This window comes from Desulfomarina profundi (assembly GCF_019703855.1).
Lineage (GTDB): Bacteria > Desulfobacterota > Desulfobulbia > Desulfobulbales > Desulfocapsaceae > Desulfomarina > Desulfomarina profundi.
Window position 1 is genome coordinate 2,218,363 of sequence record NZ_AP024086.1, and the last position, 22,590, is coordinate 2,240,952.

Sequence of the window (22,590 nt, forward strand, 5' to 3'; positions counted from 1 at the left end):
ATTCCGGCACGAAATGCTTTTCACTCCACGTCACCAGTATGTTATACTTAATTGAAAGGCTGTCGACATCAGAAAAATACAAAATCACTCCAATCCTGCTTTTCAATAATCAGTGGAAAAATGACATTGCAGATCACACCATCGTTATCCCTGGCAGACCACGAGATTGAAATAACACCGATTCGTGCCCAGGGACCCGGTGGACAGAACGTCAACAAGGTATCAAGCGCAGTCCATCTCCGCTTTGATATAAAAAAATCTTCTCTGCCCGAAGAGTGCAAATCCCGCCTCCTTAAACTGCGGGACCGGCGTCTGACCAGGGATGGTATGCTTGTCATCAAGGCTCAGCAGTTTCGCAGCCGTGAAAAAAACAGGGAAGAGGCCCTGCAGCGCCTGGCAGACATCATTCGCCGGACAATGGTTACCCGGAAAAAGAGAAGACCGACCCGTCCCTCCGCGACCGCCAGGAAAAAACGGGTGGACAGTAAAATCAAACGATCCAGGCTGAAAAATCTCCGAAAAAAGGTGACGGAATAATGATGATCTCGTAAAAAGTCGTTCAACGTTCTCAGATGGACTCTGGAAAAACTTCGATATACAAGGCGTGGCGGTGTCGTGTAAGCGCAGGCGTACATAGAGTACGTCGAGCATTACACGATCACCCCACAACGCAGTAGATCGGAGTTTTTACGAGTCCATCAATAATAAATTTAAAACCATTGCTCTTTTATCGATTTATTGTTATTCTGTGTTGTTCAACATATACAAGTATCCTGCCGGTCAGCCTTTCTCTGACAGAGTTTTCCTCCAGCGTACTTCATTTACAATAACAACGTCATATAACAGGATACTTCCCCATGCATTTATCATCTGACACACCTGCACTCCGTTCATTTTCAGATATGGAGCTGCCGGCTCCTCTTATAAAAAGTCTCGATGAATCGGGCTATACCAGTCCCACACCAATTCAAAACGAGATGATTCCCAATATGATTGCCGGCAGAGATGTTATCGGCCAGGCCCAGACGGGAACCGGCAAAACAGCCGCATTTGCCCTGCCCCTCCTTGCCGGGCTCCCCGGGGAAATCAAAAATCTCCCCGTGTCCTGGTTCTTACTCCCACCAGGGAACTGGCAATACAGGTGGCTGAATCATTTAAAAAATACGGGAAGCATCTCAAAAACATAAAAGTCTGTCCCATTTTCGGTGGGCAGGATTATACTATTCAGACCAGGCAGCTCCGTAAAGGAGTGCAGATTGTCGTCGGCACTCCCGGAAGAATCATGGACCATATCCGCAGAAAAACTCTTGACCTCTCCATGCTGACCAACCTGGTTCTCGATGAAGCTGATGAAATGCTCAAGATGGGTTTTATTGATGATATTGAATGGATTCTTCAACAGACACCGTCTGAAAAACAGGTGGCTCTGTTCTCCGCCACCATGCCTCACTCCATTCGTCGTATCGCCCAGAAATATCTGACTGATCCCGTTGAGATTACAATTAAAACAAAAACAATCAGTGCCAGGACCATTAATCAACGCTATCTCATCACCAGAAGTTTCTCGCAGAAATTTGATGCCCTTTCCAAAATCCTTGAAGCTGAAGATTCTGACGGCATTCTCATTTTTGTCCGCACAAGGGTACAGACAGTAGAACTTGCAGAAAAACTTTCCCGGCTCGGTTACGGATGCAGTGCCCTGAACGGTGATATCCAGCAGAACCAGAGGACAAGAACTGTGGAACAGCTCAAGTCCGGAAAAATTGATATTCTCATTGCCACAGATGTGGCTGCCAGGGGGTTGGATGTTGAGCGGATCAGCCATGTGATCAACTTTGATGTACCCTTTGACGCCGAAGCCTATATCCACCGTATCGGCAGAACGGGCAGAGCCGGACGCAAAGGTAAAGCCATTCTCTTTATCACTCCGAGGGAACGTTCCATGCTGAAAACCATTGAGAGGTTGAGCAGACAGAAAATAGAAGAAATGAAACTGCCCACTGTTCGAGCCATCAACCTGAGGCGGGTCGAAAACTTCAAAAAAGGAATAAGCAAAGCCCTGCAGACAGATATCTCTTTTTATCGGGAACTCATCAGGGAATTCAGTGAAGAAACTGATGCTTCTCCAGAAGATATTGCAGCCGCTCTGGCTTCTCTTGCCCAGGGTGGAAAACCACTGCTGCTCAAGGAGAACAGTCTTCCGGCAAAAAGAAAAAAGCAGAGGAAACAGACGGAGCCGGCTCAACATCCTCCCGAACAGGGTATGGAACGATACCGGATAGAAGTGGGCAGTGAGCATGGAGTCAAGCCTGGTAATATCGTCGGTGCCATTGCAGGGGAAGCGGATATTGACAGTCGACATATCGGCCGTATCACTATTTTCGATTCCTTCAGTACAGTCGATCTTCCCGAGGGAATGCCCCGTGACATCTACAGATTGCTGCAGAAAGTATGGGTCAACAACAGGCCATTGAAGATTAAAAGAACTGCCGGTAAAAGCAGTGACTCCGTTCCAACACAGAAAAACGGTCGGCGAAGAAAACGATTTACCGGTAAAAAACGGCATAATAGAAACGTTTCACTGTCTGCACAGCTATAGCTGATGGACTCGTAAAAACTCCGATCTACTGCGTTGTGGGGTGATCGTGTAATGCTCGACGTACCATATGTACGCCTGCGCTTACACGACACCGCCACGCTTTGTATATCGAAGTTTTTCCAGAGTCCATCTGGGAACGTTGAACGACTTTTTACGGGATCATCATAGCTGATAGTTGGAATTTCTCTGGTAGAGATCATTGCTTAAACATACATTTCTACATATTCCCGGTATCGGGGCCAAAACGGAGAAAAGACTCTGGGAAGCCGGTATCACATCATGGACTGAAATGTCAGGGCCTATACCTTTTCGTCTACCGGCAGCAGCCAGGTTTGATCTTGAAGGAACACTTGAACAATCCCGCCTGGCCCTGCCCGTCAATCCCCACTTTTTCACAGCCAGGCTCCCTGCCGCCGAAGTGTGGCGCATCTTCCCTCATTACCGTCATAAAACCGTTTATCTTGACATTGAAACAACCGGCCTGGGGGAGGGCTCAGAAATCACAACCATTGCCCTCTATGACGGTCAGAAAATACTGACCTATGTAAACGGAAAAAACCTTGATGATTTTGTTGATGACATAACAAACTACCAGGTCATTGTCAGTTACAATGGCCGGACATTTGATATCCCGTTTCTGGAAAAGTTTTTTAAAATCAAGCTGGACCATGCCCAGATTGATCTGAGGTACGTTCTTGCCCGTCTCGGTCTGAAAGGCGGATTGAAGGGATGCGAGAAACAACTTGGAATGAACAGGGGCGAACTGGATGGTGTTGACGGCTATTTTGCCGTCCTTCTCTGGCAGCAATACATCAAGTATAATGACACAGGCGCCCTTGAGACATTGTTGGCATACAATATCAGTGATACGGTCAACCTGGAGCGACTGGCTGTTGAAGCATATAACAGAAATATTGCCGTAACACCTTTTGCAGAAGAACTCACTCTGCCGCTTCCCGTACTGCCACGATTGGAAGTTCAACCTGACAGAGCCTGTGTCAAAAAGATCAGACGGATACTTACAGGTCGATAATCATACCCTCTCGGGCAAGAAAGATTTCCGTTTCACCATATTTGCCGGATTGACAGTATTCCTGCGCAAACTCATCCAGCTGGACATCTGTCCGATCCGGATCATGGTGAAACAGTGCCAGTTGTTTCACTCCAGCCCTGTTGGCGGCACCGATTGCATATTCGATGGATGTATGTCCCCAGTTGATCCTGCTACTGTACTCTTCCTGTGTATATTGAGCATCATGAATTAGTAGATCAGCTCCAGCAAAGAACTGTTCCAGTGCCAGATTCTGTTCAACCGCCACTTCTTCTCCCTCCTGGGCCATGGCCTCATCGTAGAAAGGATCCTCAGGATCGGTGGCAAACAGATTTCTGAAAGGTTCGGTATCATAACACGTGCAAACAACTTTTCCCTCATATTCGAACCGGTATCCGAGAGCTGAAATAGGGTGGTTAAGAAGTTTTGTCGCAAGGTGTAACCCTCCCCGAGATCAATTGAGGGATCTTCCTTCAGTCTGATATATTCGATATTTGACGACAATTCTCCAAGGTTGACGGGAAAATAGCGATACTTCATCTGGCCGCCCACCACGTCTTCAAGGGGATCATCTTCAAAAGTCACAGGACCATAAACCTTTATCTCGGTTGTTGGTATGTAGATCGGAGTGAAAAACGGATAACCCATGATATGATCCCAATGGGTATGGGAAAGAAATATCTCCGCCTTGATGGCTCCTTTGGGGAGATCATTTGCCATCAGCTCATTTCCGAGCATACGAATCCCTGAACCGGCATCAATAATAATGATTCTGTCATCAGAACCCACTCGCAGCTCAATACAGGCAGTATTGCCACCATATTTTCCGGTTTCCGGTCCCGGACTGGGAATGGATCCGCGAACGCCCCAGAATCGTATTCTCATGGTTTACCCCCTGGTTTTTGTCTGAATCAACCAACATGATCTCGTAAAAAGTCGTTCAACGTTCTCAGATGGACTCTGAAAAAAAACTTCGATATACAAGGCGTGGCGGTGTCGTGTAAGCGCAGGCGTACATAGAGTACGTCGAGCATTACACGATCACCCCACAACGCAGTAGATCGGAGTTTTTACGAGTCCATCAACCAATATTCGTCCAGAAATGAGATTGTTTTGTTCGAGGTCAAAATCAAATCTGTAGAAACAGCTCAGCCTTGTGAATTTCTTCATCCACGTATCCGCCAATGGAACCGAAATCACCAGGGCTGAGATCAACAAAACGTAACAGACGATGAATTTCCTCTTCCTCCGGGAAAGGATCCCCGCATAACCGTGTTCAAGGATATTGGTATAACAGTTGCCAAGGGCAATCATGGCAACCTGTACACCAATCTCTCCCTCCAGGCTGTCAATATTGTGATGGGAAGTGATACACTTGGTGATGACTGTGTTCAATTTCCATTTCTCGGCAATCATCAGGCCAACTTCCTGGTGATCAATGCCGAGAATTTCCCTTTCCACAGTAATCAGTGGCCTCTGTTCCCTTTTGGCGACACCAAGCACTTCGATATATTCATCACCAAAGGGAACCTTGCCCAGGTCATGGAGCAGACCTGCCAGAAACAGTTCCTCCCGCTCCATGGGCGAATATCCTTTTTTTTCACCAAGGAGTTTGGCACTCACTCCCGCACCAATGGAATGGGCCCAGAACTTTGTTGTGGGAAGTGCCTTGGATTTTTTTACGCCGGAGACAGTACGGATAATCGCCGTGGAAAGAGCAATATTTTTCACCGTATTCATACCCAGCATGGTGATGGCCCGGGTAAGTGAGGTGACCTTGTTGACAAGGGAATAGTAGGCGGAATTGATCAGTTTCAGAACCTGACCGGTAAGGACGGGATCAAGGGATATGACCTTATTGAGCTCGTTTGGGGACGCATCGGTTCTGCTGCAGATCTCCATGACCTTTCCCACGGTTGTAGAAAGGCTGGGCATTCTCCGGATAAATTTTTCGATATCCGCTCTCTGTTTTTCCTTACTGAGTCCCATGATTTCCTTCAAATAATCAAAATGTTACAAAAAATGACATAAACAGTCAGCCATAGCACATTGTATCGAAAGAAGTTCATCTGGTCAAGAAACCTGGCATACACTGTCCGGAAATGATTTTCTTTTTATTCATCATGGGCTGCTGCAGAAACTGACCGTTGCTTCATAGGAAAGCCGACCACCGAAAATATCCAGACTACTGCCAACCGTCACATCAATCCGGTTCTCCCCCACGTCCCTGATCACCTGTAAGTCCGACAGGTTTCTTACACCTCCTGCGTAAGTTGTGGGTATCGGAGACCATTCACCCAGTTTTCGCACAAGTTCAGTTTCAATTCCGCTGCATTTTCCTTCAACATCGGCAGCATGAACCAGAAATTCGTCACACTGTGCAGCCAGCCTTTCCAGAAGTTCAGGCGTTATCATTTCATCCGTGAACTTCTGCCACCTGTCGGTGACAATATAAAAATCCTCGCCTTGTTTTCTACAACTCAGATCAAGGACCAGTCGTCTTCTGCCCACGGCTTTCACCAACTTCTGCAATCGCTCTTCATCAATTTTTCCATCAGAAAAAACATACGAGGTAACAATAACATGAGAGGCACCACAATCCAGCCACAGGGCGGCATTGTCCGCAGTAATACCACCTCCTATCTGCATTCCACCAGGCCATGCTGAAAGTGCCGCACGAGCGGCATCGTCATTTCCCGGGCCCAGCTTGATAATATGCCCCCCCTGAGACTATCACGCTGATAAAGCTTTGCGAACCATGCAGGGGACTGTTTCGCCGTAAAATTCGTGGTCAATCCATCGGGTTGATCATCATTCAAAGTGCTCCCGACAATCTGTTTCACTTTTCCTTCATGGAGATCAATACAGGGTCTGAATTTCATTTTGCCTTCCTCAAAAAAAAGGCGGGATACCCCGGAGAGTATCCCGCCTTTTGCAATCAATCCCTTGCGTACAGACAGGGAAAAAACAATCAACCTTTTTTTATCAACATGGAAGACGGGTCGAGACTCAAGGTAGCTCCCGCGTCAACAGCACTGGAATCACTTTTCAGGATATCAAGCTTCATTTCGTCCCCTTCAGGCTTGATCAGAAGAACCGTATCAAAGAGAGTTGCCACATCATGACACGGTGCAGGTACACCATCCTCGCTGACCCGGTCATCACTCCGGTGACAGACAGCAGAAAACCATATCATTTTCAGGCCACGATCATCCATGAAGTTCCGCAATTCTTCCAGGGAGGTCTTTTGGTTTCCTTCAAAATCATAACCGTCAATAATCAGACATTCCGGCTTGAAAATATCCTGTTGCACCAGGTCATCAAAGCGTTCTTCCAGAATGGCTTTACTGAAAGCGCTCTCCTTAAATGTCATGATCATTCTGTTTTTGGAAATTCCAGGAATCATATCCAGTTTTTCCCCATCGGTAAGAAGTGAAAGAATGTCGTCATACCAGACCCTTGTTTTCTCGACGCCCTCCCCGATGGAAACATGCAGCACCTTGTTGCCCTGAAGCATGCAGTCAAGAGCAAGCTGTACCAGAATAGCCGTTTTTCCAAGACCGGCCCTGGCCATCACCAACCCCATGCTGCGAATCCCGCTCCCCGCCTTTTCGTCCAGACCGAGAGCCCGAAGTGGATTGTTAACTTTTACCTCGTTGTTTCCCATGGCAGTTCACCCTTTTTTAAAATCCTCATTTGCCAACATTTTCATGCAGCCAACAGTCTGCTGTCATTATTGAAGCAGGACTGTACTATTTTTAGTATTAACGAACAATATTATCAAGCGTTCTTCTTCTCTTCCTGATAGGCCTTGATCAATTCTTCACTGACACTTTTCGGTACAGGCTTGAAGGTGGCAAACTCCATGGTGAATTCCGCCTTCCCCTGGGTAAGAGAACGAAGCGTTGTGGAATAACCGAACATTTCTGACAAAGGTACTTCAGCTTCAATTACTGTGTAGTTGCCTTCTTCAGAAGTACCGATAATCATACCACGGCGTTGGTTAATACTGCCCATGATGGCACCCTGAAATTCCGACGGCCCTTCCACTGCAACCTTCATAATTGGTTCCATGATCATGGGCTTGGCCTTGAGATAACCTTCCTTGAAGGCTCCCACGGCCGCAAGCTGAAAAGCCACATCCGAGGAATCGACCGCATGATATGCACCATCATTGATGACACAACGCACACCGGTAATTGCCGCCCCACAGAGTGAACCTTTGGCAAGGCTCTTCTGAAAACCCTTGTCACAGGATCCGATAAATTCCCGCGGAATAACACCTCCCACGATATTATCTACAAATTCATATTCACCCTCTTCCAGGGGTTCCATATAGCCGGCAACGCGACCAAACTGTCCTGAGCCACCAGTCTGTTTCTTGTGAGTATAATTGAACTCGGCACGACGGGAAATAGTTTCCCGGTAGGCAACCTGGGGTGCACCCACTTCAACAACAGCGTTGTACTCCCGCTTCATCCGTTCAATATATACTTCCAGATGCAACTCACCCATACCGGAAACAATGGTTTCGCCGGTTTCATGGTCCACATAGGTCCTGAAAGTGGGATCTTCCTTGGTAAACCTGTTGAGAGCCTTGGACATATTGACCTGTGCCTTGTTATCCACAGGTATAACCGCCAGGGAAATTACCGGCTCAGGAATATGCATGGAAGTCATGGAACAGGAAATTTCATCCGAAGTAAAGGTATCCCCGGAAGCACAGTCAATACCAAAAAGGGCCACGATATCTCCGGAACCACATGATTCGATCTCCTCCATCTCGTCTGAGTGCATTCGACAGAGTCTGCCTATTTTCACTTTTTTACCAGTCCTACTATTGTATACGGTATCACCCTTTTTTAACTGCCCCTGGTAAGTCCGGACATAGGTCAACTGCCCATAACGCCCGTCTTCCAGTTTAAATGCCAGCATGATCAGCGGATCTTCCGGATCATTGCTTACCGGAAATTCCTTTTCATCGTTCTTCAGATCAAGGGCCATATTCTCAACTTCCGTGGGACAAGGCAGGTATTGAGCGACAGCATCCAGCAGGGTCTGCACTCCCTTGTTCTTATAAGCGGATCCTATAAAAACGGGAGTGAATTCCAGATCCAGGGTTCCTTTACGTACCGCATCATGAATAAGCTGGGTATCTATTTCACCCTCTTCCAGCAGTGCTTCCATCAGTTCATCGGAAAACATGGAGATCTCTTCAAGAAGGGCTTCACGCCTTTCCTGAGCCTCTTCCAGCATATCCGCGGGGATCTCATCTTCACGAATAATTTCACCATTCTCCCCTTCATAATAGACGGCTTTCATGGTAACGAGGTCTACAGCACCTACCAGATCATTTTCCAGACCGATGGGCATCTGCATCATGTGAGCATTAAGTTCAAGCTTATCCCGAAGCTGTTCCGTCACCTTTTCGGGATTCGCTCCCGTTCGGTCACATTTATTAATGAAGGCGATTCTCGGAACATTATACCTGGTCATCTGCCTGTTTACAGTAATTGACTGGGACTGAACTCCACCCACCGAGCAGAGAACCAGGATGGCACCATCCAGAACCCTGAGAGCCCGCTCCACCTCCACCGTAAAATCAACGTGGCCGGGAGTGTCAATGATGTTGATATTTATATCCTTCCAGGTACAGTATGTTGCTGCTGACTGGATCGTGATTCCACGTTCCTTTTCCAGTTCCATGGAATCCATTTTTGCACCGACACCATCCTTCCCACGAACCTCATGAATCGCATGAATCCTGTTAGTATAAAACAGAATACGCTCGGTCAAAGTAGTCTTTCCCGAATCAATATGGGCACTGATACCAATATTTCTTACTTTTGATAAATCCTTACTCATGGCTGCTGTCCTCTACAACGTTGCCAACCGGATATGAGCCGGCCTCGCTTCAATAAGCTATGGGAATAAATAAAAAATAAGGAGTCACAGCATTCTGCAACTCCTCATTCTACTCACAACATCATGCCACTATAAACAACAAATGACATGGAAATATCACCTAGTAACCGCTCAGTATAAACATATTTTGCAAAAAAAGCTATAATTTTTTTTTCATGAATTGTATTTCCCTTAACTGGATTTCAATTCAACTCGTTCTGTGGAACCAAATCAATTATTATGGTTTCTGCCTGTTACACTACCCAGGTACAATCATAATCCTGAATCACTCACGGATCCAACCTGTCCGCCCGAGTTCCTCAGGAAAAATAAATATCCTGCACAGGAGAAAAAAATGAAAGAAATTGCTTTCCAGGATCTATACCCGGAAGATTACACAAACTGTTATGGATGCGGTCGTAACAATCCTGCCGGCCTCCATCTGAAAAGTTACTGGGACGGAGAAGAAAGTGTCTGTCGCCACACCCCTGCCCCCAGTACACTGGTGGGGTTCCAGGTTTTCTGTACGGAGGAATGATTGCCTCTCTGATGGACTGTCATGGTGCAGGGACAGCAGCAGCAGCCAAAGCAAGGGAAAGCGGTGAGCCTGTTTCCCGTTTTGTAACAGCTTCCCTGAAAATTGATTTCCTCAAACCTACCCCCATTGGAGTCGAACTGGAAATACGTGGGAAAGCTGTAGAAATTAAAGGAAGAAAAGTAATTGTCGACCTTCGCCTTCTGGCCGGGAACACCCTCTGTGCCACAGGTACAACAGTTATGGTTGAAATACCCGGGAAAAAATAAATGGTTCATCTCCGGCCAGGAATTGACCTGTACCAAATAATACTTTATTGTCAAAGAATTGCAGTATTTCTGAATCCGTGAGAGTTCAGTGGTAAGTGATTTTATAAATTTACAAAACTACCACGGATTCAGGATAGAGCCAGTCAACCATATCAAAATGTGGAGGTATTATGAAAAACCGATTACTGCTGTTTCCCGTTCTGTCACTGGTAATATTGTCCCTTTCCATGGTCACTGCAGCTGAAGCTGCCTATAAGAAAGAGTATAAAATGAGCGTGGTGGTCGGCCCCAAGCTTCCCTGGGGTGCCGGAGCCACGAAATTCACCGAACTTGTCCGGGAAAAAACTGGTGGACGGATCAATATAAAAGTCTACACGTCCTCCTCGCTCATGGCCGGTAAACAGACCAATGAATTCCTCATACATCGTCAGGGCGTGGCCGATTTCTGTTTCGCCTCCACCATCAACTGGTCAACCACCATAAAACCGCTCAATCTCTTTAACCTGCCATTCTTTTTCCCTGATTATAAAGCTCTGGATGCTGTTACCCAGGGGGAAACAGGAAAGAAAATAGCCCTCCTTCTCAAGAAAAAAGGAGTGACTCTTCTCGCCTGGGGAGAAAACGGTTTCAGGGAAATAACCAACTCAAAACATGCCATTACAAAACCTGAAGACATGAAAGGACTCAAGATCAGGGTTGTAGGTACACCACTTTTCATTGATACCATGAAAGCCCTCGGAGCAAATCCGGTCAACATGAACTGGGGTGACGCCCAGGTGGCTTTCCAACAGGGAGTGGTTGACGGTCAGGAAAATCCGGTGGTGGGCGTGGAAATACCCGTTAAAATATGGCAGTTTCATAAATATGCGACCATCTGGCACTATGTTATTGATCCACTGATGCTCACCGTCAACAATAAAGTCATGGAAAGTTTTTCTGCCGAAGACCAGAAAATCATACAGGAAGCAGCTCTGGAAGCAGCCGGCGAGCAGCTGACAACAGTTCGTAAGGGACTTATCGCACCTGATCTTTCCGCGTTGAAAATTCTTGAGAACAACGGTATGAAAGTCACAGTGCTTGACCAGGCCATGCGCAACAGTTTTAAGTCAAAAACACTCGGTGTTTACCAGAAATGGGTACCGAAAATTGGGGAGGAACTGGTAAAGAGTGCTGAACAGGCCATTGCCGCCACAAGATAAAAAACCTTGATGGTATTTCGCTGGTTAGCCGACCACCTGGAAGAACTGCTCGGTGCGACACTCCTGACCCTGATGGCCATCCTGGCACTTGCCAATGTGGTCACCCGGTATATTTTTCATTTCCCGCTGGCCTTTACAGAAGAAATTGAGGTAAACGCCCTCGTCTGGCTCACGCTCTTCGGCACCTCGATGGCCTTCAGGAGACGTCATCACCTGAGAATGCTGTTCTTTCAGGACAGGTTGCCTGACAAGATGAAAACAGTGCTCAATCTTGGCATCAGCCTCCTGGGGGCTTCTCTCTTCATCACCCTTGGCTACCTGGGTTACCTGCAGATCCTGGAAGAGAAAATTCTGGAGATCACCTCGGAATCACTGGACTTGCCCCAGTGGATCTACACACTCTGTATTCCCATTGGTTGCGCACTCATTGTCTTTCGTATTCTCCAGGCGGCAGTCGTCGAACTGAAGGAGAAAAATTGATATGGGTGTTCTCCTTTTTCTCCTTTTTTTTATCCTCCTTCTTGCCGGCACACCCATTGCCATAGCATTTGGCATCCCCAGTTTTCTTCTTATCTGGTATGGAGACCTGGGGGTTCCGGTTATCGCTCCCAATTTCTTTGCCGGTATCGCTAAATTTCCCCTACTTGCCATCCCTCTTTTTGTGCTGGCCGGCTATATCCTTGAGCGTTGCGGCATATCCGGGCGCATTATTCATTTTGCCAATCTGCTGGTGGGAAGACGGCGGGGAGGTCTGGCCATCGTGGCCATAGGTGTCTGCGTTTTTTTCGGTGGTGTTTCAGGATCGGGTCCTGCCGACTCTGCCGCAATTGGAGCTATTCTCATTCCCGCCATGTATGCACAGGGATACAGCCGTGGCTACAGTGCCGCACTTATAGCAGCAGCAGGCTCAACCGCCATAATTGTCCCGCCATCCATTGCCCTTATAATCTATGGTGCCATTACATCCACTTCGGTTCCGGCACTTTTTGCCGCAGGTGCTGTTCCCGGCTTTCTGGCCGGGATATCGCTGCTTCTCCCGGCCATTCTTATCGCCAGAAAAGAGGGTTATGGCTCCCCACGGGAGGGGGAACAGGATAAGACATCTCTTCTGACAGCCTTCCGGGAAGCTTTCTGGGGACTGCTGGCCCCGATAATCATCCTCGGCGGACTCTATGGAGGAATTTTTACACCGACGGAAGCGGCTGTCGTTGCGGTTTTCTACAGCCTGCTCCTGGGGACTGTAATCTACAGGAGCCTCACATTAAAAACCATTTATACGATTCTCGTTGACGCCAGTGAAACTTCAGCTGTCGTCATGCTGATTGTCGCCTTTGCCGGCCTTTTTTCCTGGGCTGGGTCGACCATCGGTATTCTCGACAGCCTCGCTGTAAATCTCATGGCTGTCTCCGATAACCAGTGGATCGTCCTGCTAGTCATCAACCTGCTTATATTCATCGGTGGGATGCTGATTGATGCCATCAGTATTTTCTATATTTTTCTCCCTATCTTCATGCCGATAATTCAGCACTTCGGCTGGGATCCTGTCTGGTTCGGAGTGGTAATGACATTGAATCTTGCCATCGGCCAGTTCACCCCACCAGTAGCCGTCAATCTCTATGTGACCACCCAACTTGCCGATATTCGGCTGGAAGAAACATTCAGGGCTGTATGGCCGATGGTACTGGCAATGGCAGCCGCACTTGTAGTTGTAGCACTGTTCCCTTCACTTTCCCTGGTTATTCCAGACTTCTTCGGCCTTATGTAAGTAATCAGCCGGTATTTCCCATGATTCACAAAATGTGAGGTCAATAAGACAATGGATATACTGTTAAAATACATAATATGGCTGGTTCGGTAAAAATTCAGTATCATCACTGTTCCAAATTTTCTTCAATCACCAGATTTCCGAGTGTTTTCTGCCGTCTTTTTTTCTGTTCCATAAGCAACCGATATGCAGTGTAATATTTTGCTATATTACTGACATACTGGACGGTTTCCCGACCTATTCTCCGGGCGGCCACCACCTCAACATTATTGAACCAGATATTTGGGTCAAAACCCATTTTTTCGGCATCCCTACGCATTTTCACTACTTTTGCAGGCCCTGCATTATACGACGCGAACGCAAACAACCCTTTGTTCAGTTCATCAATACCCGGTTCATTAAAATAGCGATCAACCACAAACCTGAGATATTTGACTCCAGCATGAATATTTGGATCAATTTTATCTATCCCGGGAATATTCACGTTTTTATCTTTTGCTGTAGAGGGAAGGACCTGCATAACGCCGATGGCCCCCGCCTGGCTCCTTTTCGATTGATCTATTTTCGATTCCTGATATGCCAGGGCAACCAGCATCAACCAGTCAAATCTGTAAGTTTCGCCATACTTTTTGAACAGATCAATTGTCGATTCGAAACGTTTACGTTCCTCTCCCTGAAGATGGTTTTTTACATATTTCACACTTTTCAGATAACGTTTGAAAATTATATTGCCCAGCAACGTGCCTTTTTTACTGCTCTTCACAAAGGCATTAACCATTTTCTTCAATTCCGGATTGTTTTTTCGTATCGCCCAACCTATTTTCCCTCCGGTACTGACCGCCACATTCTGGTGTACCATCAGTTTTGTAAATATCTGTTTCCAGAAAACAGCCTTATGACTGTCAACAATTATGATGGGTAAAAGATCGACATTAACCATCTCAAGCAGATCTTCATCTTCCAGGTAATCAGAAACTTCACTGATTCTTACAAGTTCCCTTCCCTCTGTTTTAAACTGCCGGTTCAGACGAAGCAGGCTCTGATAATAACTGCTTGACCTGCGAACATGGACTTCCCGACCACTGAGATCAGCAAGAGAATGAACCCCCGATACGGAAGGGGCAGTAACAACAATTTCGTTAATGTTTTTTCCAAATGGATCAGAAAAATCCACATGTTTCAAACGCTCCGGCGTAATTGTCAGATTTCCTGCCGCAATATCTCCACGCCCTCGCACAAGATCAGGAATCAGACGATCTCTTGCTGTCGGAATAATAAGAATATGTACTTTAAGATTTCTCGTTTTCAGGCGGTCATTGACCAGCTTTTCAAAATGTTTCATCAGGTCATATGTGATGCCCCGCTGGGTTGCTCCATCTAAAAAATAAAACGTTTTATTGTACGGAACCAGAGCCCGGATCACCCTTCTTTCCACCATCTCGTTGAAATCATTGGTGGACAACTCTTTTAAACCATTCTTGATTCCTTCCGCAAATTTTTCAGCGCCCCTGGCATCTTTCATATTTCCTGCCAACGCTGACAACAGAATTGTAACCACAACAACTGATTTGAATACCATTTTCATATCCGTTTTTTCCTCCTGTTGGCCAGGTATGATTTAAAGGTGACTTTAAAGAGATCCTTTTACACTATACATGTTTTTTTGAATTTTTGATTACTCATGAAACTCAGCCATATTCAAAATGTGCCAGCTTTATCAGGCAAAATTTCGTACGTATTCAGAAAATAATCAAAAAAAATTTGAATCCTTCAGCCCGGAACGATAGACTTTAATAAACCTGACATTTTCATTCAGGTTCACAAACCAAATTACTATCCCATCGGACGGAGGAAACAGGTATGCGCTGGCGTAATATGTCACTAATGGCAAAACTTGGTATCGGATTCGGAACAGTTCTCCTGTTAATGTCTGTAATCAGTATTTTCAGCTGGCGCGGCTTTGCGAACCTCGAAAACCAGGTCAACCGGACAGAATATTTCAACAGTTTAAGCCAGCTGATGCTCCAGAAGGAGGTAGACCACCTGAAATGGCAGGCCATGGTTGCAGATTTTCTGATACATCCAGAACAAACTACACTGAGTGTTGAAACAGATGATCATAAGTGCAAACTCGGCAACTGGCTTTACGGTGAAGAAAGAAAAAAAGCGGAAAAGATAATACCTGAACTGGGCCAATTAATCACTCAGCTTGAAACAGCGCATTCCACTCTACATGGTTCTGCACGCTCCATCAAGCAACTAGACCATTCCGGAAATGAAAAGAGTAACGACTATCAACAAAAAGTTTTAAAAATATACAGTAACGAAACCCTTCCTGCCCTGGAAACAGTACAGACCATCATGGGAAAAATTCGTGAAAAAATCGAAAAACGGGCTTTTCAGGAAGACGAAACGTTAAAAAACAATTCAAAATTCAAGGCCAGACTTATCCCTATTCTCGCTGTTATTGCCATTATTATAGGATCTCTTTTTAATTTTTTTATTGGCAGAAACATTTCATCCTTTCTCAAACAGGCTGTTTCCCTGGCATCGCACATGGCTGACGGGAACCTGACCGAGCGCCTCTCCATCAGGCAGACCGATGAGATCGGACAACTGGCAAAAGCCCTGAATAATATGGCGGACAAAATCAGCGCCATGGTCCAGTCCATAACCAATGAAATGCATCATCTTGCTGCCTCTGCAAATGAAATGAGTATGATTTCCGATGGACTGGCGAGCAGTGCCAGTGAAACAGCAGAGCAGTCAAACAGTGTGGCTGCATCAACCGACCAGATGAGTTCCAATATGAACTCCGTGGCTGCAGCCAGTGAGGAGGCCGCAACAAATGTCAATATAGTTGCTACGGCAGCGGAAGAGGTGACCAGAACAGGTAAACAGATTGCAGAACGGACCGTTGAGGCGCGTAAGGTGACCTCCAATGCCGTCACCCTGGCAGCAAGCTCTACAGACAAAGTTGACCTGCTGGGCAATGCCGCACTTGAAATCAGTAAAGTCACTGAAGTCATTACAGAGATTTCCGAGCAGACCAATCTGCTGGCCCTCAATGCGACAATTGAGGCGGCAAGAGCGGGTGAGGCAGGTAAGGGCTTTGCTGTGGTGGCCAACGAGATCAAAGAGCTGGCCAGACAGACGGCTGACGCTACAGGAGAGATCAGAAATAAGATTGAATCAATCCAGAACTCCACAAATGAAACCATTACTGAAATCAAGCAGATTTCCGAAGTTATCAATAAAGTAGAGAATATTGTAACCGATATCGATACAGCCGTTGATGAGCAAAGTGCCACTAACAGTGAAATCGCCGACAATATCATGCAGGCGGCCCAGGGAATTGCCGAAGTCAATGAAAACGTGGCCCAGGTGTCGGCCGCAGCTGACAATATTGCAAAAGATATCGCAGGAGTCAGCAACGTTTCTGGAGAACTGGTTCAGACCAGTAACAGGGTAAAGCAGAGTGCCGGTGATCTTACGGGAATATCTCTGGAATTACAGAACCATGTGAGTCAATTCAAGATACCTGACCAGACTGAACAGAATGGGGCAACTCATGATTTGGCTGCCAACACACCTGACCTTATCCCCTGGAGCCAGAGCCTTTCCGTGGGGCTGAACTATATCGACAACCAGCATAAGGTATTAATTAAACTCATAAATGATCTGCACAGGGCGATGAAAACCGGTAAAAGCACATCCACTTCCGGTGCCATCCTCGACCAGCTCATCGAATATACAGAAACTCATTTCAGCAATGAGGAAAGACTTTTCAAAAAATTCAAGTACCCTGAATATGAAAATCATAAAAAAGTCCATGCCAGTCTTGTCAGCCAGGTAAAAGATCTCAAGGGCCAGTTTATGGCAGGAGACGGAACCCTTTCAGTGGAGTTGATGGAGTTTCTCCAGAGTTGGCTGAAGGACCACATCCTGAAAGTGGACAAGAGGTATGTACCTTTTCTCAGGGAAAACGGTATTACCTGAGAAATCTTTCCAGGGTTGACCTGCGATCCTAACCCGCATTTCTCATGAACATTGTGTCAATTTTGAGAATAATTATGGAACATAAACAATGAGACAATTATCAGTGACCCAGAAAAATTTACACAATGTTCACCAGAGGTCAGTCCAGGCGACGCCATCTTCTGCAGTATTTCGGCAGTAAATATAGATCACTATAATTCACTGCCAGGTAAGCGAAGACTCCGGGAACTTTGAACCTGACGCCGCCTGAACTCATGAGAAATCCGGGCTAAAAAGTATCATGCGGGAATAACCAGGGTCTTTCCTTCAAGGATTATTTTACCGGCATCTTTTAATGCCTTCATTGCCCGTGTAATACTGACTCGATGCGAACCAGTGAGAAAACTTAAATCTTCATGGGTCAGGGGGAACTGGATAACCAGTCCTTTTGACTCCCTGGCTCCATGTTCCTTAGCAACATTGCAGAGTACTCGTACAGGCGATCTTCAATATTTGTGACAGTCAGGTTCCCGGTAATGCTTCTCATGACAGAAGTATTTTTTGCACAGCCCGTTTCATCTGGCCGAGACGGGCTTCAAGGGGACCGGTATAACCAATTGCAACCCGTAAAAGCCCTGGAGACAAACCCATCCGGAGCTGCTCTTCCATATCGATTTCTGAAGAAGTGGAAGAACCCGAGCAGCTTATCAGAGTGTCAAAATAACCAAGAGAAACAGCTATCAGGCCAAATTGTTCCTCGTTCTGGAGAATTTCCATAAGCAACTCAGCTTTTTCACGGGAACCGCAGTCAATGGCAAGTATTCCACCGTAACCATAGGTATCATTTTTTATTTTTTCGGCTAATTTATGTTGAGGATGACTGGGGAGACCTGGATAAAAGACTTTGACCCCGATTTCCTGAAGCATCTCTGCCATGGCCATGGCCCTTCTGCTGTGCTCCCTCATGCGAAGAGGAAGATGTGGCATTCTCTGTATAATATCAAAAGCCACTCGAGGATCCATGGTGGGGCCCAGCAACATGACACGCCCCGTGTGCAAATCCATCAGTTCCTGGATAAAACTCTTTTCCGCGCAGACAGCTCCTGCAATGAGATCACTGGCGCCATTTATATATTTTGTCAAAGAATAGACCACAACATCAGCTCCTAAATGACAAGGTGTAACAATCAATGGCGAGAAGGTATTATCCACTACCAACTTAATCCCTTTTTGTTTGGTCAAGGTTGAAAGAGCCGGGATATCGGCAAGTTTCAGGGTGGGATTACCAAAAGTTTCCGCGAAGATAATTCGAGTCTGTGGTGTAACTGCTTTCCTGACAGCATCCATATCAGTGATATCCACAAACGTTGTTGAAATATTCATCTGGGGCAACAGGGATTTGAGCAATGCATGTGTTCCCCCGTAAACTGTCTCGCTGGATACGATATGATCACCTCCCTTGCAGATCTGGAGAATCGCGCAGGAAATTGCAGACATGCCACTGCCCGTACAGATGGCTGATTCAGTTCCCTCCATTGCGGCCAGATAGCGTGAGAGAACGTCTACAGTGGGATTAAAATGTCTACTGTAAAGAAAACAGCCGTCCTTTTCCGGGCCTTTAAGTCCCTCGAATATTTCCGGCATGGTGCCGGGATGCAATACAGTGAATGTAGCCGAGCGTGAAATGGAAGGTGCAACACCTCCATGCTCTCCAAATTCCCGCCGAGCCTGCAACATTGCCTCTTCAGGGTTGTATGTCGTCATGATACCTCTCCTTATTTATTGCGCATAACAAACTGAAATCACAAAAATTATATATGATGTTTTTCTGAGCAGTTCAGTACTGGAATTTTCATAACCTGTCTGAATTTGAGCATGATACTTTCATTTCAACACCAAGCAACCTATCTTCTTTCCTCCCCCCATTCAAGGAATTTAAACTGCTTCATAAAAAAGAAGACAATGACAAAATCACAGTACATCAGCGAGATGCAGTTTCTAACCATTCTTATAAGACCAGAATAATAATCACTTGATTAAATCATTCGAATGATTTAATTATTGCCATATATCACGATCCAAAAGGAAAACAAGTATGAACCGGCAAAATCACAAAAAAGAAAAAAATGCAAGAGACCGGCTGCTTGAAGCAGCAATTGATGTTTTCGGCAGGGATGGTTTTGAAGCAGCCACCACGAGAAGCATAACCAGTAAAGCGGGCGTCAATATCGCTGCCATCCCCTATTATTTTGACAGCAAAGAAGGATTGTACAAGGCCGTTGTGACCCATATTGTCGAAACAATTCAAACCCAGGTTGCTGATATGGTGCACACAGCTACCGCCATGCAGTTTACCGGTGATTCAGGAAAACAGAAAGCCCTAACCACATTGCTGACCCTGATTGAAAAAATGATCATGTTTGCTGTGGGATCGGCGGAAAGCCGGCGATTTTCACGAATTATATTTCGGGAACAGATGTATCCGACCGCTTCCTATGACATTATTTACAAGGGATATATGGAACCCATCCTGGATACCCTTGCCACCCTGATCACGGTTATCACCGAAAATCCCTCACGACGGACAGCTCAATTGAGGGCCATGGCCATCATCGGTCAAGTCCTCATCTTTCGGGTTGCCCGGGAAACCATAGTTCGCTCTCTGGATATGCAGGGATACGACTCTTCGGAAACTGAAGATATCTGCAGGATTATCCTTGAACATACCCGCAAAACGCTTACACACCTCACAGAGCAATAAAAAATGAAATTATGCGATACAGGTTATGAAAAAAAACCCGAAATAAAAAAAATCGGAATAGTTCTCTTTATGCTTCTGCTGACCACCTTGTCTGCGAGCTGCTCGGTGAAACACGATTTTCAACCGTCAGGTATGACAGCCCTCGTGCCGGAAAAATGGCATGCTCCCGGTAATACATCGACGGACTTTGACACTACTCATCCACCAGACACACAGTGGTGGCAGCAGTTCCATGACGATCAGCTGACCAACCTGATAACCAGACTTACAACCTCAAATCTTACACTGAAAAAAGCACGGGAACGAATAGTTGAACTGAGTGCCCGCCAGGGAGTCATCGGTGCCAAAGCCAGGTTAAACCTTGAAGCAGCCCTGGGCTACAGCCATCTCAAAACTGGTGACAGATTTATCTCCGCCCAGGGGGTCCCCCCCGGAAAAAGCATTGACCTGTATTCCGCTGGTGCTGTGGCCGGATGGGAACTTGATCTCTGGGGTCGAACTGCCAGACTCCTTGAGGCCGGAGAAGAAAATATCCGTGCTGGATATGCAGATTATCACTCCTTTATGGTGTCTCTTTCTGCGGAGCTGACCATGGCCTATATCGAAGCACGAACTCAGCAGGCACTGCTCAAAAAGATACGGAAAAAAATCCAACTGCAACAACAACTTCTTGCTCTTGCCAAAACCCGATTCCAAACAGGCAACAGCTCAAAGCTGGACATTATTCAAATCGAGCAACTCCTGGCCGGAACCCGTGCAAGCCTGTCTGCCCCACAACAACAACTCATTACAAGCCAGCACCACTTGGGACTCCTCCTTGCCTCCTCAAGGGAAGTAATACTCAAGGCAGATCCCCCCCCGATCTGCCTGCTATGATCGGAATCGGCTTGCCGATTGATCTCATAAAAAGAAGACCTGATATCCGCAGGGCACTGCACAACTACCAGGCTGCTGTCGCCAGAACGGATGCAGCCGAAGCGGAACAATTCCCGACACTGACACTCCTCGGAACTCTCACCCTGTCGAGTGACAGCCTTGATGGCGTGTTGAACAACAATGCGTTTTTCTACTCTCTTGGACCACAACTGCGTATTCCACTGCTTACGGGAAACCGAATTAAAAGTACCATTGCTGTCCGCGCTTCTAAAACGGAACAGGCCCGGCTTGAACTGGAACAGCAGATTCTCTCGGCACTATCAGAAGTTGAGAATGGTTGCGCCAGGGTAATTTACAGCAAAAAGAGAGTCGATGAACTTCTTCAGAAGCAGCAATACGTCAACAAAGACGTACTCCTGGCAGAAGAACTCTATCACTCCGGCCTTGGGAATAATTCCAGGGTTCTCAACAGGAAACTGCAACTTATTTCCCTTCAGGAATCACTGCTTCAGGCAAGAAAACAGGCACTTTTTGATATTGTTTTTCTCTATCGAGCTCTCGGAGGAGGTTGGGAAAATGAGCTGCAGCTTCAACAGATTAATCAATCGAATCAGAAAGGCGGAGAATCATGAAGAAAGGATTTTTTTTAAAAATACTCGTCCTGCTCCTGATTGCAGGGGAGGATTTTACAGTTTTCAAACATACAACAGTGCCCGGCAGCCTGATGACTCCGGCCCGCTGAAAATATTTGGAACTATCGAGATCCGGGACGCAGCTCTTGCCTTTAACGAGCAGGAACGCATTCAGGATATTATGGTCGAGGAGGGAGAACAGGTAATAAAAGGTCAGACCCTGGCCCGTCTTCAAACGGATCGCCTGGAGGCCGGACTTGCCGAACTCAAAGCTAAAACAGCAGCACAACTCCAACTGGTAACCAGGCTCAAAACAGGAAACCGTCCCGAAGAAATTGAGCAGGCCCGCGCCGAAGTCAAAGCAGCAGCGGCCAAAGTAAAAAATACCCGCCAGATCATTACCCGCCTGGAAAAAACATCAAAAAGTGGTGCCACCAGTATTCAGGATAAGGAAAATGCTCAATCAGAGCTCCAAATCCAGGAAGCACAGCTTGAGGTTCGAAAAAAATCGCTTGATCTCGCCCTTCAGGGTCCCAGGAAAGAAGATATTGCAGCAGCTGAGCAACAGTTAAAGGCCCTGCAAGCCAAAGTTTCGCTTTTCAATATTCGATTGCAGGATATGATTCTTACTGCTCCATCTCCTGGCATTATACAAAACCGAATCCTCGAGGTCGGAGAAATGGCCGGACCTGGAAAACCCGTTTTTATCCTGGCACTCAACGACCCTAAATGGGTGCGGGCCTATATTCCGGAACCGCAGCTCAACCTTATCAATCTCGGCATGAAGGTCCGGGTTTTCAGTGACTCCTTCCCCGGTCGCCCCGTCGAAGGATGGGTTGGTTTTCTCTCACCCGTCGCCGAATTTACTCCAAGAACAGTACAGACAGAAGATCTGCGCACGAAACTGGTGTATGAGGTCAGAATCTTCGTTAAAGACAGGGAAAACCGACTGCGACTCGGTATGCCGGTGACCGTTGTTATCAGCAAAAAGACAGACTGAAAAGAAGTCACAGGTTTTTTT

The 22,590-nt window shown here is 46.5% G+C and carries 21 protein-coding genes and 2 pseudogenes; 14 read left to right on the forward strand and 9 right to left on the reverse strand.

Going from position 1 to position 22,590, the window contains the following annotated elements; genetic code table 11:
• Positions 1-120 precede the first annotated feature (120 nt).
• The 4 genes and pseudogenes from arfB (at position 121) to LO777_RS10185 (ending at position 3,632) form a co-directional block, all read left to right on the forward strand.
• Positions 121-537 (forward strand): alternative ribosome rescue aminoacyl-tRNA hydrolase ArfB, encoded by a 417-nt coding sequence (gene arfB, locus LO777_RS10170; protein ID WP_228853807.1) that lies wholly within the window; start codon positions 121-123, stop codon positions 535-537.
• A 452-nt stretch (positions 538-989) separates the two neighbouring features.
• A pseudogene (locus tag LO777_RS20630) lies at positions 990-1,837 on the forward strand (DEAD/DEAH box helicase); the annotation flags it as partial.
• Between the two features lie 150 nt (positions 1,838-1,987).
• Entirely contained in the window at positions 1,988-2,599 is a 612-nt protein-coding gene (locus LO777_RS21370; RefSeq protein WP_456237677.1) for a DbpA RNA binding domain-containing protein, read from the forward strand.
• A gap of 199 nt (positions 2,600-2,798) precedes the next feature.
• A complete protein-coding gene (locus LO777_RS10185; RefSeq protein ID WP_228853808.1) occupies positions 2,799-3,632 on the forward strand; it encodes a ribonuclease H-like domain-containing protein in 834 nt (277 codons plus the stop codon).
• Here LO777_RS10185 and LO777_RS10190 read toward each other — a convergent pair.
• The 6 genes and pseudogenes from LO777_RS10190 to fusA all read right to left on the reverse strand — a co-directional run bounded on the left by LO777_RS10190 (position 3,619) and on the right by fusA (position 9,515).
• Complete coding sequence (locus LO777_RS10190) at positions 3,619-3,918, reverse strand: MBL fold metallo-hydrolase (RefSeq protein ID WP_228853809.1); 300 nt, start codon at positions 3,916-3,918, stop codon at positions 3,619-3,621. The two genes, LO777_RS10185 and LO777_RS10190, sit on opposite strands and share 14 nt — an antisense overlap.
• On the reverse strand, positions 3,861-4,535 hold the full coding sequence (locus LO777_RS10195) for an MBL fold metallo-hydrolase (RefSeq protein WP_228853810.1): 675 nt from the start codon (positions 4,533-4,535) through the stop codon (positions 3,861-3,863). The genes LO777_RS10190 and LO777_RS10195 overlap by 58 nt, the downstream gene beginning before the upstream one ends.
• A gap of 156 nt (positions 4,536-4,691) precedes the next feature.
• Positions 4,692-5,639 carry an HDOD domain-containing protein gene (locus LO777_RS10200; protein WP_228853811.1) on the reverse strand — a complete coding sequence of 316 codons (948 nt, stop codon included), beginning with the start codon at positions 5,637-5,639 and terminating at the stop codon, positions 4,692-4,694.
• 132 nt (positions 5,640-5,771) lie between these two features.
• Positions 5,772-6,532, reverse strand: a pseudogene (hisA, locus tag LO777_RS10205) (phosphoribosylformimino-5-aminoimidazole carboxamide ribotide isomerase).
• Between the two features lie 89 nt (positions 6,533-6,621).
• Positions 6,622-7,317, reverse strand: a complete 696-nt coding sequence (locus LO777_RS10210) for an AAA family ATPase (RefSeq protein ID WP_228853812.1) — start codon at positions 7,315-7,317, stop codon at positions 6,622-6,624.
• 113 nt (positions 7,318-7,430) lie between these two features.
• Positions 7,431-9,515 (reverse strand): elongation factor G, encoded by a 2,085-nt coding sequence (gene fusA, locus LO777_RS10215; RefSeq protein ID WP_228853813.1) that lies wholly within the window; start codon positions 9,513-9,515, stop codon positions 7,431-7,433.
• Positions 9,516-9,909: 394 nt separating this feature from the next.
• Here fusA and LO777_RS10220 point away from each other — a divergent pair, with 394 nt between their 5' ends.
• The 5 genes from LO777_RS10220 (at position 9,910) to LO777_RS10240 (ending at position 13,322) form a co-directional block, all read left to right on the forward strand.
• The gene (locus tag LO777_RS10220) at positions 9,910-10,092 is read left to right on the forward strand and encodes a hypothetical protein (protein WP_228853814.1); all 183 of its coding nucleotides are present in this window, start codon (positions 9,910-9,912) and stop codon (positions 10,090-10,092) included.
• The gene (locus LO777_RS10225) at positions 10,089-10,358 is read left to right on the forward strand and encodes a PaaI family thioesterase (RefSeq protein ID WP_228853815.1); all 270 of its coding nucleotides are present in this window, start codon (positions 10,089-10,091) and stop codon (positions 10,356-10,358) included. The genes LO777_RS10220 and LO777_RS10225 overlap by 4 nt, the downstream gene beginning before the upstream one ends.
• Before the next feature lie 170 nt (positions 10,359-10,528).
• Positions 10,529-11,557 (forward strand): DctP family TRAP transporter solute-binding subunit, encoded by a 1,029-nt coding sequence (locus LO777_RS10230; RefSeq protein ID WP_228853816.1) that lies wholly within the window; start codon positions 10,529-10,531, stop codon positions 11,555-11,557.
• Between the two features lie 9 nt (positions 11,558-11,566).
• Entirely contained in the window at positions 11,567-12,037 is a 471-nt protein-coding gene (locus tag LO777_RS10235) for a TRAP transporter small permease (RefSeq protein ID WP_228853817.1), read from the forward strand.
• A gap of 1 nt (position 12,038) precedes the next feature.
• The gene (locus LO777_RS10240) at positions 12,039-13,322 is read left to right on the forward strand and encodes a TRAP transporter large permease (protein WP_228853818.1); all 1,284 of its coding nucleotides are present in this window, start codon (positions 12,039-12,041) and stop codon (positions 13,320-13,322) included.
• Positions 13,323-13,428: 106 nt separating this feature from the next.
• On the opposite strand, the gene LO777_RS10245 is transcribed toward LO777_RS10240, so the two are convergent.
• On the reverse strand, positions 13,429-14,907 hold the full coding sequence (locus tag LO777_RS10245) for an MltF family protein (protein WP_228853819.1): 1,479 nt from the start codon (positions 14,905-14,907) through the stop codon (positions 13,429-13,431).
• Between the two features lie 275 nt (positions 14,908-15,182).
• Here LO777_RS10245 and LO777_RS10250 point away from each other — a divergent pair, with 275 nt between their 5' ends.
• The gene (locus LO777_RS10250) at positions 15,183-17,321 is read left to right on the forward strand and encodes a bacteriohemerythrin (protein ID WP_228853820.1); all 2,139 of its coding nucleotides are present in this window, start codon (positions 15,183-15,185) and stop codon (positions 17,319-17,321) included.
• 278 nt (positions 17,322-17,599) lie between these two features.
• On the opposite strand, the gene LO777_RS21045 is transcribed toward LO777_RS10250, so the two are convergent.
• Together LO777_RS21045 and LO777_RS10260 are read right to left on the reverse strand one after the other, a co-directional pair.
• The gene (locus LO777_RS21045) at positions 17,600-17,743 is read right to left on the reverse strand and encodes a helix-turn-helix domain-containing protein (protein ID WP_407929136.1); all 144 of its coding nucleotides are present in this window, start codon (positions 17,741-17,743) and stop codon (positions 17,600-17,602) included.
• A 100-nt stretch (positions 17,744-17,843) separates the two neighbouring features.
• The gene (locus tag LO777_RS10260; RefSeq protein WP_228853821.1) at positions 17,844-19,064 is read right to left on the reverse strand and encodes an aminotransferase class I/II-fold pyridoxal phosphate-dependent enzyme; all 1,221 of its coding nucleotides are present in this window, start codon (positions 19,062-19,064) and stop codon (positions 17,844-17,846) included.
• A 331-nt stretch (positions 19,065-19,395) separates the two neighbouring features.
• Here LO777_RS10260 and LO777_RS10265 point away from each other — a divergent pair, with 331 nt between their 5' ends.
• From LO777_RS10265 to LO777_RS10280, 4 genes are read left to right on the forward strand one after another with little or no spacing between them, the layout of a single operon-like run.
• Entirely contained in the window at positions 19,396-20,061 is a 666-nt protein-coding gene (locus LO777_RS10265; RefSeq protein ID WP_228853822.1) for a CerR family C-terminal domain-containing protein, read from the forward strand.
• Between the two features lie 3 nt (positions 20,062-20,064).
• Positions 20,065-20,937: a TolC family protein gene (locus LO777_RS10270; protein WP_228853823.1), complete on the forward strand. Its 873-nt coding sequence runs from the start codon at positions 20,065-20,067 to the stop codon at positions 20,935-20,937.
• On the forward strand, positions 20,934-21,569 hold the full coding sequence (locus tag LO777_RS10275; RefSeq protein ID WP_228853824.1) for a TolC family protein: 636 nt from the start codon (positions 20,934-20,936) through the stop codon (positions 21,567-21,569). The genes LO777_RS10270 and LO777_RS10275 overlap by 4 nt, the downstream gene beginning before the upstream one ends.
• On the forward strand, positions 21,514-22,569 hold the full coding sequence (locus LO777_RS10280) for an efflux RND transporter periplasmic adaptor subunit (protein ID WP_228853825.1): 1,056 nt from the start codon (positions 21,514-21,516) through the stop codon (positions 22,567-22,569). Before LO777_RS10275 ends, LO777_RS10280 begins: the two co-directional genes overlap by 56 nt.
• The last annotated feature ends 21 nt before the right edge of the window (positions 22,570-22,590 follow it).

Coding starts and splice junctions, on each gene's coding strand:
- LO777_RS10210 (WP_228853812.1), bottom strand. CDS start 7,317: ATGGGAAACAACGAGGTAAAAGTTAACAATCCACTTCGGGCTCTCGGT.
- LO777_RS10270 (WP_228853823.1), top strand. CDS start 20,065: ATGAAATTATGCGATACAGGTTATGAAAAAAAACCCGAAATAAAAAAA.
- LO777_RS10280 (WP_228853825.1), top strand. CDS start 21,514: ATGAGCTGCAGCTTCAACAGATTAATCAATCGAATCAGAAAGGCGGAG.
- LO777_RS10225 (WP_228853815.1), top strand. CDS start 10,089: ATGATTGCCTCTCTGATGGACTGTCATGGTGCAGGGACAGCAGCAGCA.
- LO777_RS10200 (WP_228853811.1), bottom strand. CDS start 5,639: ATGGGACTCAGTAAGGAAAAACAGAGAGCGGATATCGAAAAATTTATC.
- LO777_RS10230 (WP_228853816.1), top strand. CDS start 10,529: ATGAAAAACCGATTACTGCTGTTTCCCGTTCTGTCACTGGTAATATTG.
- LO777_RS10250 (WP_228853820.1), top strand. CDS start 15,183: ATGCGCTGGCGTAATATGTCACTAATGGCAAAACTTGGTATCGGATTC.
- fusA (WP_228853813.1), bottom strand. CDS start 9,515: ATGAGTAAGGATTTATCAAAAGTAAGAAATATTGGTATCAGTGCCCAT.
- LO777_RS10240 (WP_228853818.1), top strand. CDS start 12,039: ATGGGTGTTCTCCTTTTTCTCCTTTTTTTTATCCTCCTTCTTGCCGGC.
- LO777_RS10195 (WP_228853810.1), bottom strand. CDS start 4,535: ATGAGAATACGATTCTGGGGCGTTCGCGGATCCATTCCCAGTCCGGGA.
- LO777_RS21370 (WP_456237677.1), top strand. CDS start 1,988: ATGAAACTGCCCACTGTTCGAGCCATCAACCTGAGGCGGGTCGAAAAC.
- LO777_RS10275 (WP_228853824.1), top strand. CDS start 20,934: ATGATCGGAATCGGCTTGCCGATTGATCTCATAAAAAGAAGACCTGAT.
- LO777_RS10235 (WP_228853817.1), top strand. CDS start 11,567: ATGGTATTTCGCTGGTTAGCCGACCACCTGGAAGAACTGCTCGGTGCG.
- LO777_RS10265 (WP_228853822.1), top strand. CDS start 19,396: ATGAACCGGCAAAATCACAAAAAAGAAAAAAATGCAAGAGACCGGCTG.
- LO777_RS10220 (WP_228853814.1), top strand. CDS start 9,910: ATGAAAGAAATTGCTTTCCAGGATCTATACCCGGAAGATTACACAAAC.
- LO777_RS10245 (WP_228853819.1), bottom strand. CDS start 14,907: ATGAAAATGGTATTCAAATCAGTTGTTGTGGTTACAATTCTGTTGTCA.
- LO777_RS10260 (WP_228853821.1), bottom strand. CDS start 19,064: ATGACGACATACAACCCTGAAGAGGCAATGTTGCAGGCTCGGCGGGAA.
- arfB (WP_228853807.1), top strand. CDS start 121: ATGACATTGCAGATCACACCATCGTTATCCCTGGCAGACCACGAGATT.